The sequence below is a fragment of the Glycomyces amatae genome, assembly GCF_020991375.1.
GTDB lineage: Bacteria > Actinomycetota > Actinomycetes > Mycobacteriales > Micromonosporaceae > Glycomyces > Glycomyces amatae.
On the sequence record NZ_JAJLQZ010000006.1, the window covers coordinates 309,819 to 323,783 of the forward strand.

Consider the following 13,965-nt stretch of genomic DNA (forward strand, 5'->3'; position numbering starts at 1 on the left):
GGAGCAGCCATGAGACTCGACATCGAGCAGACCGATTTCGCCGCCGCCGTGCGCGAGTTCGCCGAAGAGCAGATCAAGCCGGTCATCGGCGGCTTCTACGAGCGGGGCGAGTTCCCCGCGGACCTCGTCCGCGAGCTGGGCAAGCTGGGCGTCCTCGGGGTCACCCTTCCCGAGGAGTACGGCGGCAGCGGCCAGGGCCTGCTCATGCTCGGCCTCGCCATCGAGGAGCTCGCCCGCGTCGACGCCTCGGTGGCCGTCACCGTGGAGGCCTCGGTGACCCTCGGCGCCGAGGGCCTGGCCCGATACGGGACGAAGGAGCAGTGCGACCGCTGGCTGCCGCGGCTGGCCGCCGGGGAGGGCCTGGTCGCGTTCGCGCTCACCGAGCCCGGCGGCGGCACCGACGCCGGACACACCGACACCAAGGCGCGCCTCGAGGACGGCGAGTGGGTCATCGACGGCGCGAAGTGCTTCATCACCAACGCGGGCACCGAGATGACCGACCTGATCATCACCACGGCGCAGACCGGGCCCGGCGAGGTCTCGTGCATCGCGGTCGAGCCGGGCACGCCCGGGCTCCAGATCGGGCCCGAGTACTCGAAGGTGGGGTGGCGGGCCTCGGACACGCGGCCGGTCTACTTCGACGGGTGCCGGGTGCCGGAGGCGAACCTCGTCGGGCAGCGCGGGCGCGGGTTCGTGCAGTTCCTGGAGCTGCTCGACGCCGGGCGCGTCGCCATCGCGGCGCTCGCGACCGGTTCGGCCCAGGGGTGCCTGGACGAGTCGGTGGCGCACGCCAAGGAGCGGGAGGCGTTCGGGCGGCCGATCTTCGAGAACCAGGCCATCGCGTTCATGCTCGCCGACATGCGGCTGCGGGCCCACACCTCGCGGCTGGCGTGGCAGGACGCGGCGCTGAAGGCCGACGCGGGCGAGCCGTTCGGCACCGACGCGGCGCTGGCGAAGCTCCACGCGTCGCAGGCGGCGGTCGACAACGCGCGGGACGCGACGCAGATCTTCGGCGGGTACGGGTTCATGAACGAGACGCCGGTGGCGCGGGCCTGGCGCGACTGCAAGGTCCTGGAGATCGGCGAGGGCACGAACGAGGTGCAGCGGATGCTCATCGCCCGGTCGCTGGGGGTGTAGCGGGCACTGGGGCTTCGGCGCCCCGCCTGCGGGACGGCCCGCTCCGCGTTCGCGGAGCGGGCCGTCCGCTGTCGCGGGCGCGTCGGGCGAGGGCGGGGCCGCTGCGCGAGCTCGAGGACCGGCCGGCCTCGGCGGGCCGCTCCGCGGGCGCGGGGAGGCCCGGGTCCCGACGAGCGTGCCGTTGGCGCCGATCGGGCCCGCGGCGCGGGGAGGGCCGGGCCGAGTGGCGCGAGGGGCGCCGCGGGCGCGTGGTGCGCGGACCTGTCGGAATGCCGAGTGACGGCTGAGAGTTTGCTTAAAGCTTCAACTAAGCTCTTGAGCTTCCACGCCAATGCGTGACAAGCTCGGCATTCCGGCGTCCGCGGCCGCAGGCGCCGCGGCGGCCGGACCGGGGCCCGCAGGCGGCCCCGGCCGGACGGGGCGCCGCACCTCAAGCGCAAGGAGCTCAACGATGACCGACACCAAGGCCGGGAACGACCTGGCGAGACGAGTGCTCGCGAAGGGCAACGCCTCGCGGCGGGGCGTGATGTGCGGGCTGGCCGGGCTCGGCGCCGCGGGCGCGCTCGCCGCCTGCGGCACCGCCGAACCGCCCTCCTCCTCCGGCGGCGACGCCGACGCGACCACCGGCGCCGACGCCTCCGGCGACGGCTCGACCGGCTCGGGCGCCGGCACCGCGGTCGCCACGACCGACGAGGTCCCCGAGGGCGGCGGCATCGTCGTCGACGAGACCGTGATCGTCCAGCCCAGCGCGGACGAGTTCCTCGCCTTCTCGGCGGTCTGCCCGCACCAGGGCGCGATCGTCGGCGCCCCCGGCGCCGACGGCAGCATCGTCTGCCCCAGCCACGGCTCGGCCTGGACCATCGACGGCGCGCTCGAGCAGGGCCCGGCCGAGGTCGACCTCGCCGAAGTGGCGATCACCGTGGAGGACGGCCAGATCTTCCTGGGCTGACCGCGGACGCGGGAGCGGCCGGGGAGCACCCGCTCCCCGGCCGCTTCGCTTCCCCGCGGATCAGGTCAGGGCGTCGGCCGCGGCCGGGTCCGAGTCGCGCAGGAACTGCGCGCAGCGGGCGGCCTCGTCCGCCTCGCCGATCGCCGCCGCGGCGCGCGAGAGCTGGTGCAGCGACTTGAGGAAGCCGCGGTTCGGTTTGTGCTCCCAGGGGATCGGGCCGTGCCCCTTCCAGCCGCTTCGCCGCAGCTGGTCGAGCCCCCGGTGGTAACCGGTGCGGGCGAAGGCGTAGGCGGTGACGTCGTCGCCCGACTCCAGGGCGTTCTTCGCCAGCCGGGCCCATGCCGCGCAGAACCACGGGAAGTGGCGCACGGTGTCCTCGGGTGCGTGCTCGTCGAGGTACTTCCTGGCCTCGGTGTCTTCCGGCAGCATGGTCGCCGGCGGCTGGGACATGAGATTCTGCGGAGCCAATTGCGCTGTCCTCACTCTAAGATCGAGTCGCTCGTGAAGGCGGTCAGCCAAGCCTAACGCCGCACGGGCGGCGCCCTTGCGCGGCTGGTCGCCCTCGCCGCCGTCGCCGTCCGCGTCCTCCTCGCCGCCGTCCTGGGGCGTCCGGGGGGCGGTGAGGTGCACGGCCAGGGCGCCCAGGACCGCGGCGATCACCGAGGCGCACAGGACGCCGATCTTGCCCTCGTCGGTGAGCAGCCCGGCGTCGCCGCCGCGGAAGGCCAGCTCGGTGATGAACAGCGCGACGGTGAACCCGATGCCCGCCACGAGCGCGATGGCGGCCATGAGCGGCCAGGTCGCGCCGGTGGGCAGGCGGCCCCAGCCGAGCTTCACGACCAGCCAGGTGACGGCGGTGATGCCGACGAGCTTGCCGACGACGAGGCCGAGCACGATCCCGAGCGTCACGGTCGAGGTGAACGCGGTGGCGAACAGGTCGGCGGAGAGGGCGACCCCGGCGTTGGCGAGCGCGAACAGCGGCAGGACCACGAACGAGGAGAACTGGTGGTTGCGGTGCTGGATGCGCTCGGCCGGGGGCTGGGCGTCGCGGGCGAGCTTGACGAGGCGCTCGGTCTCCTCGACGGTGAGGCCCTCCTTGGCGAGCTCCTGCGCCTCGGCGTGGGCGACCTCGGGGTCGAGCAGGGGCTTGGCGGAGATGATGAGGCCCATGACGACGCCGGCGATGGTGGCGTGGACGCCCGACTCGAGCATGGCGACCCACAGCAGGACGCCGATGACGAGGTAGACCGGGGCGGACCAGACGTTGAGCAGGCGCATGCCCACCGCGAGGGCGATGAGCGCGCCGGCGGCGGCGAGCCAGGCCATGGAGAGGTCGTCGGTGTAGAAGACCGCGATGACGGCGATGGCGCCGAGGTCGTCGACGATCGCGAGGGTCAGCAGGAAGATCCTTGCGGCCGAAGGGATGCGGGAGCCGAAGAGGGCGAGGACGCCGACGGCGAAGGCGATGTCGGTGGCCATGGGGATGCCCCAGCCGTGCGCCCCCTCGCCGCCGGCGTTGAAGGCGGTGTAGAGGAGCGCGGGGACGGCCATGCCGCCGACGGCGCCGGCGATGGGCGGGACGGCGTTGCGCAGGCTCCGCAGCTCGCCCGAGACGATCTCCGACTTGATCTCCACGCCCACCACGAAGAAGAAGACGGCCATGAGGCCGTCGTTGATCCAGTCCTGGAGGGTGTGGTGGAGTTCGAAGCCGCCGAAGTGGAAGCTGATCTCCAGGCCCCAGACCGCCTCGTACGAGGCGGCCCAGGGCGAGTTGGCCCAGAGCATCGCGACGACGGCGCAGGCGACGAGCACGACCCCCGCGGCGGGCTCGATCTTGAGGAACTCGGCCGTGGGCCGCCCGACGTAGCGGGCCAGGGGTCGTCGCGAGTAGAGGAACGCCGGCTCCGAACGCCAGATGGGGGACTTCCAGGGTTCCTTCGACTCCGTCATGCGCGTGAGCCTATCGATGCGTCAGGCCGAGTCGCACGGCGTCGTCACTTTTCGTGAGCCCGCACCGCGGGCTCGGGTTCGGGCTCCCACACCTGGAGTCCTTTGAGGCCCGGCACCGAGTCGCGGGTGAACACCGGGTCGAGCCCGGCCGCGCGCTGCCGGTCGTAGTCGCGCAGGACCTTGACGGTGACGCCCGAGAGGGCGAGCACGGCGACGAGGTTGACGGTGGCCATGAGCCCCATGGTGACGTCGGCGATGCTCCACACGGTGTCGAGCGAGGCGACCGAGCCGAGCAGGACGAGGCCGACCACGGCGACGCGCAGCGCGGCCACGCTCCAGGGCCGGTCGCGCAGGAAGCGGACGCTGGACTCGCCGTAGAAGTAGTTGCCGATCACGGAGGTGAAGGTGAACAGCACCAGGATGAGGGCCATGACCTGGAGGGCCCAGCCGCCGAGGGCGGCGTCGACGCCGCGGGTGACGAGGTTGACCTCCGCGTCCCCGTAGACGGGGTCGGTGGTGAGGATGATGAACGCCGAGATCGTGCAGATGAAGAGGGTGTCGAAGTAGACGCCGAACGCCTGGGTGAGGCCCTGCTTGGCGGGGTGGCTGACGGTGGCGGCGGCCCCGGCGTTGGGGGCCGAGCCCATGCCGCCCTCGTTGGAGAACATGCCGCGGCGCACGCCCTGGATGATCACGGTGCCGAGCGCGGCGCCGGAGAACTGCTCGATGCCGAACGCGGAGTTGAAGATGTCCGCGATCACTCCGGGGAGCGCCTCGGCGTTGAGGGCGACGATCGCGGTGCCGAGCGCGAGGTAGACCACCGCCATGGCGGGGACGGCGAGCTGGGCGAAGTGGGCGATGCGCCGCAGGCCGCCGAAGACGACGGCGGCGGTCACGGCGGCCAGGACGACGCCGGTGACGAGCGAGGTCCGGTCGCCGGTGGCGACGCCGAGGCCGTCCAGGGAGTCGTTGACCGCGCCGGTGAGGGTGTTGGCCTGCACCATGTTGAAGCTGAACGGGTAGGTGAAGATGAGGATGACCGAGAAGACCGCCCCCAGCCACGGCAGTCCGAGGCCGCGGCTCATGTAGTAGGCGGGTCCGCCCTTGAAGCCCTCGGGGGTCCGCTCCTTGTACACCTGGGCGAGGGTGGACTCGGCGAAGGCGGCCGCGGCGATGAGGATCGCCATGGCCCACATCCAGAAGACGGCCCCGGGGCCGCCGACGGCGATGGCGGTGGAGACGCCGACGATGTTGCCGGTGCCGACGCGGGCGGCCGAGGAGATCGCGAACGCCTGGAACGGGGAGACCCGGCGGCCCTCGGCGCCCTCGCCGGGGTCCTCGCGCAGGCCGCGGAGCATCTGCGGGAGGAGGCGGAACTGGACGCCGCGGGTGCGGACCAGGAGCAGCAGGCTCGTCAGGACGATGAGCGGGATGACCACCCAGGCCCAGTACTGGTCGTTCAGCGACAGCAGCCGTTCCACTTCGGACTCCTTCGATCGGGCGGGCGGGCTCGTGGCCCGAACCTAGCGGTCCATCGGCGCGTTCGCCCGGGTTTCACGGCGAAGCCCGCTGACGATATCGGAGCAGAACAGGACAAGGCAAGGCAAAGAGGCGACTGTGATCGCTCCGTGACCGCGGCGCGACCGGCGCGCGACGGTCCCGGCGGCGGGGGTCAGGCGTCCTGGCAGTCGGGGCAGCGGCCCCGGTAGGTCACGGAGGCGCGGGTGACAGCGAAGCCGTGGCGCTCGTCGGCGGGCAGCCACCCGAGGGGGTCGGTGACGGCGTGGACGTCCTTCATGAGGCCGCAGCCCTCGCAGATGAGGTGGTGGTGCTCCTCGTCGACGCCCGGGTCGTACCGCTTGGAACGGCCGTCGAGGGCGAGCTCGAGGACCTCGCCGAGGGCGACCATCTCGTTGAGAGTGTTGTAGACCGTGGCGCGGGAGAGCTCGGGCATGCGCTCGCAGGCGCGCTCCAGGATCTCCTCGGCGGTGAAGTGCACGTGGGAGCCCTCGAGGGTCTCGGCGATGACGCGGCGCTGGGGCGTGATGCGCCAGTTGTGGCGGCGAAGGCGGGTAACGAGGTCGCTCATGCTGTTCTCTCACGCGGTCGGGGAGTGAAATACCACTCTAGCAGCCTAAACATTGTGGCACCACTTACTTGGGACTGGTTCTTTGTTTAGACATAGTCTAAGCTAGGATTCTGTCGAGAGCCAAGGATTCCGCGAGCGGTCGCCCCGCGGAGCCGGTGACACGCTAGAGAGGGCCATTCATGAGCGAGCAGTTCGACAACACTGCGGGGCCGTTGACCACCGAGTCCGGCGCGCCGATCTCCAACAACAACCAGAGCGAGGCCGCCGGCGTCGGCGGTCCGTTGCTCATCCAGGACCAGGTGCTGCTCGAGAAGCTCGCGCACTTCAACCGCGAGCGCATCCCCGAGCGCGTGGTCCACGCCCGCGGCGCCGGCGCCTACGGCACCTTCACCGTGACCGCCGACGTCACGAAGTACACGAGGGCGAAGTTCCTGTCCGAGGTGGGCAAGGAGACCGAGACGTTCCTGCGCTTCTCCACCGTGGCCGGCAACCTCGGCGCGGCCGACGCCGTGCGCGACCCCCGCGGCTGGGCGCTGAAGTTCTACACCGAGGAGGGCAACTACGACCTCGTCGGGAACAACACCCCGGTGTTCTTCATCCGCGACGCGATCAAGTTCCCCGACTTCATCCACACCCAGAAGCGCGACCCGTACACCGGTTCGCAGGAGGCCGACAACGTCTGGGACTTCTGGAGCCTCTCGCCCGAGTCGGTCCACCAGGTCACCTGGCTGTTCGGCGACCGCGGCATCCCGGCGTCCTACCGCCACATGGACGGCTTCGGCTCCCACACCTTCCAGTGGGTCAACGAGGCCGGCGAGCAGTTCTGGGTCAAGTACCACTTCAAGACCGACCAGGGCATCAAGAACCTCACCCAGGACGAGGCGAACCGCCTGGCCGGCGAGGACCCCGACTCGCACCAGCGCGACCTGCGCGAGGCCATCGAGCGCGGCGAGTACCCGAGCTGGACCGTGCAGGTCCAGATCATGCCCGCCGCCGACGCCGCGAACTACCGGTTCAACCCGTTCGACCTCACCAAGGTGTGGCCGAACAAGGACTACCCGCGCATCACCATCGGCAAGCTCGAGCTCAACCGCAACCCGGAGAACGTCTTCGCCGAGGTCGAGCAGTCGATCTTCTCCCCCGCGCACTTCGTGCCGGGCATCGGGCCGAGCCCCGACAAGATGCTCCAGGGCCGCCTGTTCGCCTACGGCGACGCGCACCGCTACCGCGTCGGCATCAACGCCGACCACCTGCCGGTCAACCGCCCGCACGCCACCGAGGCGCGCAACGGCAACCGCGACGGCGTCGGCTACGACGGCCGCCACGGCCGCCAGAAGAACTACGAGCCGAACTCCTTCGGCGGCCCGTACGAGACCGGCCAGCCGCTGTGGGCGCCCGTCCAGGTCAACGGCCCGACCGGCGAGTGGGAGACCCCCTCGCACGCCGAGGACGACGACTTCGTGCAGGCCGGGTACCTCTACAACCTCATGACCGAGCCCGAGAAGGAGCGCCTCATCGCGAACCTCTCCGGGTTCCTGGCCAAGGTCAGCCGCGAGGACATCGTCCAGCGCGCCATCGCGAACTTCGCGAAGGCCGACGAGGACTACGGCAAGCGCCTCTCCGTGGCGGTCGCCGAACTGCGCGGCCAGTAGACGCCGAGCGCCGCACGGGCCCCAGAGAAGCCGCCGGGGTCCGCGCGGCGCCGGACAACGGCTCTGCCGCATCGGCCCCCCTGTCACGGAACGCCGATGAGAGCCACCCGCCCGGGCCGGGATCGAGAAGGGCCTTCCCGTTCCGGTCTCGGCTAGTCCTCGAGTTCGCGGCCGCACTCGCCGCACTCCGGCGGCTTCTGGCGCGGCACCTCCACGAACTCCTCGGCCACGATCCGCAGCCGCCAGTGGTCCTCATCCTCGCGGATCACCGTGATCGACGTGATGTCGTCGCGGCCCGGCCGCTCCAGCCCCCACGCGATGTCCAAGGGCGCCTGGTGCTTCGCGAGCTTCACCTCGCGGCCCTTGAGGTAGTAGCCGGCCCGCGAGTACACCAGCTGCACCTGCTCCCCGTGCTCCTTGGGCACCGGTTCGCGGCCCCGGCCGTTGAGGAACGCGTGGTACTCGGTGTGCAGCTGGCGGGCGATCTGCTGGAGCGGCACCGACGAATAGGCCTTGACCCACCGGTTCGCGGGCTGGTTCTTCCACTTGGTGAGGCGGGACGAGATGTCGGCGTACGAGATCTTCTCCGCCTTCGCGCGCCACTCCCCCTGGAAGACCGACAGCGACCAGTTGTACACGGACCGAACCGCTTCGAGCGTCTCCTCCAGGTTCCGCCGCTGCTGCTCATCGGGGTCGAACGTATACTCGTAGCCGCGTTTCACCAAGTGGGTCATAGGCTTCGTCAAGTCCATGACCTGTTGATATCAGACGATTACGCACCGACACGTGTTCCTCACCTCATCGGCGTGTCGGCTGACCGTGCGGCAAGTAACTTGGCCGGGTGCCCTTCGACGTCGACCCCGGACTCTTCGCGCTGCTCATCGTCGCCGCGGTGTTCGCCGGATGGGTCGACGCGGTCGTCGGCGGCGGCGGGCTGATCCAGCTCCCCGCCCTGCTCGTGGCCTTCCCCACAGCGCCGCCCGCACTGATGCTGGGCACCAACAAGATGGCCTCGGTGTTCGGCACCACCACCTCGGCGATCACCTACGCGCGCAAGATCAAGCTCGACCACCGGCTGCTGTGGCCGACCGTGGGCCTGGCGCTCCTGGGCTCGGGAGGCGGGGCCATGGCGGCGCTCGCGGTCTCGGCGGGCGCCTTGAAGCCCATCATCATCGCGGTGCTCCTGGCAGTCCTCGTGCTCGTCGTCGCCAAGCCGCAGCTGGGGCTCGAGCCGCAGCCGCGGCTGCGGACCCCGCTGCGCGGCGCGGCCGTCGTGCTCGTCTGCGGCGTCGCCATCGCCTTCTACGACGGGATGATCGGCCCCGGCACCGGCATCTTCCTGTCCGTCGCCTTCACCACGGTCATCGGCCTCGACTACGTGGCCGCCGCGGCGCACACCAAGGTCGTCAACGCCACCACCAACCTCGGCGCGCTCGTCGTGTTCGGGATCCAGGGGAACATCTGGTGGCTCCTGGGCGCGGTCCTGGGCCTGGGCTGCATGGCCGGGGCCTGGTTCGGCGCCCGCACCGCCATGTCCCGGGGGACGCGGTTCGTGCGGATCGTCCTGGTCGCGGTCGTCCTCGCGCTCCTCGCCCGCCTCGGCTGGGACGTCTGGAGCGCCGCCCGTTAGGCGTGACGCCTTTCGGTTGGCGCGCTGGGTGCGCGGGTGTGCGGGGCCGGGCTGTCGGGGATCGGGCTTACGGCGGCGGCGACGAAGAGGTGGGTGGGGCCGGTGTTCGTTGGCGGGCTCGGGGGCCGGTGTGGGTCGGGCGGGCGGGGCGTCGGCCTGGGGTGTGGATGTCGTTGCGGCGCAGGGACACCGGTGGAAACATGAGGGTTCTCTACCCGTGTGGGTGTTGCCGGGGTGGGGCTGGTGGGGGGATGATTGGGGTACGTACAGGGTTACGGAATCAGTGCAAGCGAACGAGATGTGTTCACTTAATGCAGACTACGACAGCCTCTGGCCGCTCGTACCGCCCACTGGTGTCGGGGCCGCCCTCGCAGCTAGGACGGGGGTTGTTTGTCCCGCGTTCCGGTCCTGCGCTGGTACCACCGTCACCGCGGTCTACGGGCATGTGACGGGAGTGCGGCCTCCTTGAGGAGGTACCGCCGGCCAGCACAGTCGGAGTCCCGCACACACCCCGAGGCGTATCCAGCACACCCACCCGACCACCACCGACAGAAAGGACAGGACGAGCCGGAGGAACAAGACCGGCAGGCCCGACAGGACGATAGGTCCACACGCCAGGGAGAACCGGCGGAACCGGTGTCTACTGCGGCGCTATGAGACCCCGCTGCGAGACGGCACTGCCCAGCGACCCCACCGAGCAGCACGCTCACGACCGCGTGCCCGCGACCACGCCTTTGGAAGGAGGTGAACCCACCATGACCACGACGATACTCTGTGCGAGCACTCCTGCGGCACGTACCGCGCACCAGGCCGCCCGGCGGCAGGCCGCTGCGACGAACCCGGCAGCCACCGATCCCACCACCGCTACCGCGGTGACGACCGGCCCCGCCGTCGCACCACCGACGACCGGCACCGGCCATGCCGCACTATCGACGACCGGCCGAGCCGCCACCGCACCGGCACTCACCGACACCATCGCCACCACCACCGGAGCGCCCGCCCGTTCCCGGCGCCACCCACACCACCCCGGCCCCGGCAGCCCACCCAGGACCGGCCACTCCGCCACACCGTCGCCGCCGCCTGCACCCCACCCGAGCACCCGCCCGGCCCCGACAGCCCGCCCCCGCCCGGCCTCCACGCCTCCGTCGCCGCCCGCCCGAACCTGACCCGCGCACCAGCCCGACCCCGGCGACGCACCCAAACCCGCCCCTCCGCCACGCCGTCGCCGAGTGTCTGAACATCGGCACGAACCAACCCGGCCCGGCGGACCTCCGCGGCAGGCCTCCTAATCTCCCCGTCGCTGAGCGCCTGAGCACCTGAACGTCGACCGAGGGCTGAGGGCCACGTCCTCTAACCGCACGGCATCGCCGCTAGGGGTTGATCGCCAGGAACAGGTAGGCGGCCAGCAGCACCAGGTGCACCCCGCCCTGCATCCGCGTCGCCCGGCCGGGGACCACCGTCAGGACGCTCACCACGATGGTGAGGAACAGCAGCACGATCTGGGTCGAGCCCAGGCCGAGCAGCAGCGGGCCGTCCATCCAGAACGAGGCGACCGCGATCGCCGGGATCGTGAGGCCGATCGAGGCCATCGCCGAGCCGTACCCGAGGTTGATGCTCGTCTGGATGCGCTCGCGCGAGGCCGCGCGGATCGCCGCGATCGACTCCGGCAGCAGCACCAGCAGCGCGATCGCCACGCCGACCGACGAGGCGGGGAAGCCCGCCGCGTCCACGCCCGCCTTGATCGCCGGGGACTCCACCTTCGCGAGGCCGACCACGCCGACCAGGGCCACCAGCAGCATGGCGAGGCTCAGCAGCGCCGTCCTGCCGCTCGGCGGGTCGGCGTGCTCCTCCTCGGTGATCACGCCCGCCTCGGTCACCGGCAGGAAGAAGTCGCGGTGGCGCATCGTCTGGGTGAACACGAACAGGCCGTACAGGACGATCGAGGCCAGGGCCGCGAACATCAGCTGCGAGGTCGAGTACTCCGGGCCGGAGGCGCTCGTGGTGAACGTCGGCAGCACCAGGCCGAGCGTCGCGAGCGTCGCCACGGTCGCGAGCGCCGCGCCCGAGCCCTCGGGGTTGAACAGCGTCGTCCCGTACTTGAGCGCCCCCACCAGGAGGGCGATGCCGACGATGCCGTTGGTGGTGATCATGACCGCGGCGAAGACCGTGTCGCGCGCGAGCGTGTCGGCGTCGTGCCCGCCCGAGGCCATGACGGTGAGGATGAGCGCGACCTCGATCACGGTGACCGCGACGGCGAGGACGAGGGAGCCGTAGGGCTCGCCGACCCGGTGGGCGACGACCTCCGCGTGGTGGACCGCCGCCAGGACCGTGGCGATGAGGGCGATCGCGGCGACGACCACCAGCGCCGCCCCGGACTCGCGGCCCCAGGTCAGCCCGAGCACCGCCAATCCCACCACCGGTGCGATAACGGTCCAGGACAGCAGCGGGGATCGTTTCGCGACGCTCATCCGAGCATCCTGTCACGGAGGGGCGCCGGTGTCTCAGCAGCTACATCGCGGGCATGTGCCATAACACACTTGTACTGTCCCTTGTGCGGCTTTCGCACTCCGGATGCGCTAGTGCGCCGCTCGCGGCCGGGAGTCGCTAGAGTCATGGCATGGCAAGCGCGAACGACCCTCAGCCCGTCTCCGAGACCGTCGCCCGGCTGCGGGCGCACTTCGCCACGGGGCGGACGAAACCGCTGCCGTGGCGCCTGGAGCAGCTCAAAGGACTCGACCGGATGCTCCGGGAGGCCGGGGACGAGCTGGCCGACGCGCTGCGGGCCGACCTCGGCAAGGCCGCGCCCGAGTCGTTCCTCGCCGAGATCGACTTCGTCGCCGCCGAGGTGCGGGCCCTGCGCAAGCACCTGCGGTCGTGGCTGCGGCCCAAGCGGGTCCACACGCCCCCGCACCTCCAGCCCGCGAAGGCGTACACGCTGCGCGAACCGCTCGGCGTGGTCACCGTGATCGGGCCGTTCAACTACCCGGTGCAGCTGCTGCTGGCACCGCTGGCGGGCGCTCTGGCCTGCGGGAACGCGGTGGTCGTGAAGCCGAGCGAGGCGGCGGGCGCGACCGCGGCCGCGCTGGGGCGGCTGATCGCGCGGTACCTGGACCCGGACGCGGTGGCCGTGGTGCAGGGCGGGCCGGACGAGACGGCGGCGCTGCTGGCCGAGCGGGTCGACCACGTCTTCTTCACCGGTTCGGCGCGGGTGGGCCGGATCGTCGCCAAGGCCGCGGCCGAGCACCTGACGCCGGTGACGCTGGAGCTGGGCGGCAAGAGCCCGGCGATCGTGGAGCCGGGCGCGGACCTGGCCGCGGCGGCGCGGCGCATCGCGTGGGGCAAGTTCATGAACGCCGGGCAGACCTGCATCGCCCCCGACTACGTGCTCGCGGTCGACGGCACCGGCCCGGAGCTGGAGCGGCACCTGGCCGAGGCGGTCCGGGAGATGTACGGGCACGCCCCGGCCGAGAGCCCCGACTTCGGGCGGATCATCGACGAGCGCGCGTTCGACCGGATCGCGCGGTTCCTCGGCGAGGGCCGCCTCGTGTGCGGCGGCGGGCACAACCGCGAGGAGCGGTACATCGCGCCGACGGTGCTCGCGGACGTCTCGCCGAAGGACGCGGTGATGGGCGAGGAGGTCTTCGGGCCGGTCCTGCCGATCCTGGCCGCGGACTCGCTGGACGAGGCGATCGCGTTCGTGAACGCGGGCGAGAAGCCCTTGGCGCTGTACGCGTTCACCGCCTCGGAGGCGTCGCGGCGCAAGCTCTTGACGCGGACCTCCTCGGGCGCGGTGGGCTTCAACGTGCCGATGGCGCACATCGACGTGCCGGGGCTGCCGTTCGGCGGGGTCGGCGGCTCGGGGCTGGGGAGCTACCACGGGAAGGCCTCGATCGAGGCGTTCAGCCACCTCAAGTCGGTGCTGGACAAGCCGCTCGCGCCGGACACGATGCGGGTGGTCTACCCGCCGTTCACGGCGATCAAGGAGCAGGTGCTGCGGCGCCTGCGCTGACCGCCCGGGCGCTCCGGGCCGCGGCCGGGGGCGTAAGCCCTCGGCGAGGTGGGCGTTGACGCGGCCGAGCAGGTCGAACAGGCGGTCCCGCTCGTCCTCGGCGAGGGGCCCGAGGACCCGCTCGTGGACGCCGTCGAGGACCTCGTCGAGCTCGCGCAGGCGCCCCGCGCCGGCTTCGGTGATCGTGATGACGTTGCGGCGCTTGTCGTCCGGGTCGGGGGCGCGCCGGAGGTAGCCGCTTTCGGCGAGTTCGTTGAGGACGGCGACGAGGTCGGACTTGAAGACGCCGGTGCGGTCGGAGAGCTGCGCCTGGCTGGCGGGCCCGGACCGGTCGAGCGCGGCGAGGACCACGAAGTGGTGGCGGTGCGCGCCGACCGCCGCGAGGGCGTCGTGGGCGACCCGGTGGACCTGGGCGGCGGTCATGCCGAGGAGCCTCGAGAACTGGCGCTTGAGGCGGGGCGGCGTGTCCTCGCCGCGGTCGAACCGCAGCTCGTCGTGGTCTTCCATGCGGACAGCCTACCCCCATTGCGTTAGTGGAACTAACGATGT

At 71.5% G+C, this 13,965-nt stretch carries 10 protein-coding genes and 1 pseudogene; 5 read left to right on the forward strand and 6 right to left on the reverse strand.

Annotated elements, in window-relative coordinates:
• Positions 1-9 precede the first annotated feature (9 nt).
• Positions 10-1,137, forward strand: a complete 1,128-nt coding sequence (locus LO763_RS12510; RefSeq protein ID WP_230602521.1) for an acyl-CoA dehydrogenase family protein — start codon at positions 10-12, stop codon at positions 1,135-1,137.
• A gap of 451 nt (positions 1,138-1,588) precedes the next feature.
• Positions 1,589-2,086 (forward strand): Rieske (2Fe-2S) protein, encoded by a 498-nt coding sequence (locus LO763_RS12515; RefSeq protein ID WP_230602523.1) that lies wholly within the window; start codon positions 1,589-1,591, stop codon positions 2,084-2,086.
• Between the two features lie 60 nt (positions 2,087-2,146).
• Here the strand turns inward: LO763_RS12515 and nhaA are convergent, their stop codons facing one another.
• The 3 genes from nhaA to LO763_RS12530 form a co-directional block, all read right to left on the reverse strand.
• Positions 2,147-4,036, reverse strand: coding sequence for a Na+/H+ antiporter NhaA (nhaA, locus tag LO763_RS12520; protein WP_230602525.1), 1,890 nt, complete (start codon positions 4,034-4,036; stop codon positions 2,147-2,149).
• 44 nt (positions 4,037-4,080) lie between these two features.
• Positions 4,081-5,517, reverse strand: a complete 1,437-nt coding sequence (locus tag LO763_RS12525; protein WP_230602527.1) for an alanine/glycine:cation symporter family protein — start codon at positions 5,515-5,517, stop codon at positions 4,081-4,083.
• 191 nt (positions 5,518-5,708) lie between these two features.
• On the reverse strand, positions 5,709-6,125 hold the full coding sequence (locus LO763_RS12530) for a Fur family transcriptional regulator (protein ID WP_230602529.1): 417 nt from the start codon (positions 6,123-6,125) through the stop codon (positions 5,709-5,711).
• A 179-nt stretch (positions 6,126-6,304) separates the two neighbouring features.
• On the opposite strand from LO763_RS12530, the gene LO763_RS12535 reads away from it, so the two are divergent.
• Positions 6,305-7,777: a catalase gene (locus tag LO763_RS12535; RefSeq protein ID WP_230602531.1), complete on the forward strand. Its 1,473-nt coding sequence runs from the start codon at positions 6,305-6,307 to the stop codon at positions 7,775-7,777.
• A 152-nt stretch (positions 7,778-7,929) separates the two neighbouring features.
• On the opposite strand, the gene LO763_RS12540 is transcribed toward LO763_RS12535, so the two are convergent.
• Complete coding sequence (locus LO763_RS12540) at positions 7,930-8,529, reverse strand: helix-turn-helix domain-containing protein (protein WP_230602533.1); 600 nt, start codon at positions 8,527-8,529, stop codon at positions 7,930-7,932.
• Positions 8,530-8,618: 89 nt separating this feature from the next.
• Here LO763_RS12540 and LO763_RS12545 point away from each other — a divergent pair, with 89 nt between their 5' ends.
• A complete protein-coding gene (locus tag LO763_RS12545; protein ID WP_230602535.1) occupies positions 8,619-9,407 on the forward strand; it encodes a TSUP family transporter in 789 nt (262 codons plus the stop codon).
• A 1,370-nt stretch (positions 9,408-10,777) separates the two neighbouring features.
• Here LO763_RS12545 and LO763_RS12550 read toward each other — a convergent pair.
• Positions 10,778-11,875 carry a calcium:cation antiporter gene (locus LO763_RS12550; protein WP_230602537.1) on the reverse strand — a complete coding sequence of 366 codons (1,098 nt, stop codon included), beginning with the start codon at positions 11,873-11,875 and terminating at the stop codon, positions 10,778-10,780.
• 149 nt (positions 11,876-12,024) lie between these two features.
• On the opposite strand from LO763_RS12550, the gene LO763_RS12555 reads away from it, so the two are divergent.
• Positions 12,025-13,416 (forward strand): aldehyde dehydrogenase family protein, encoded by a 1,392-nt coding sequence (locus tag LO763_RS12555; protein WP_230602539.1) that lies wholly within the window; start codon positions 12,025-12,027, stop codon positions 13,414-13,416.
• 228 nt (positions 13,417-13,644) lie between these two features.
• On the opposite strand, the pseudogene LO763_RS29820 reads toward LO763_RS12555, so the two are convergent.
• Positions 13,645-13,923, reverse strand: a pseudogene (locus LO763_RS29820) (MarR family transcriptional regulator); the annotation flags it as partial.
• Positions 13,924-13,965 lie beyond the last annotated feature (42 nt).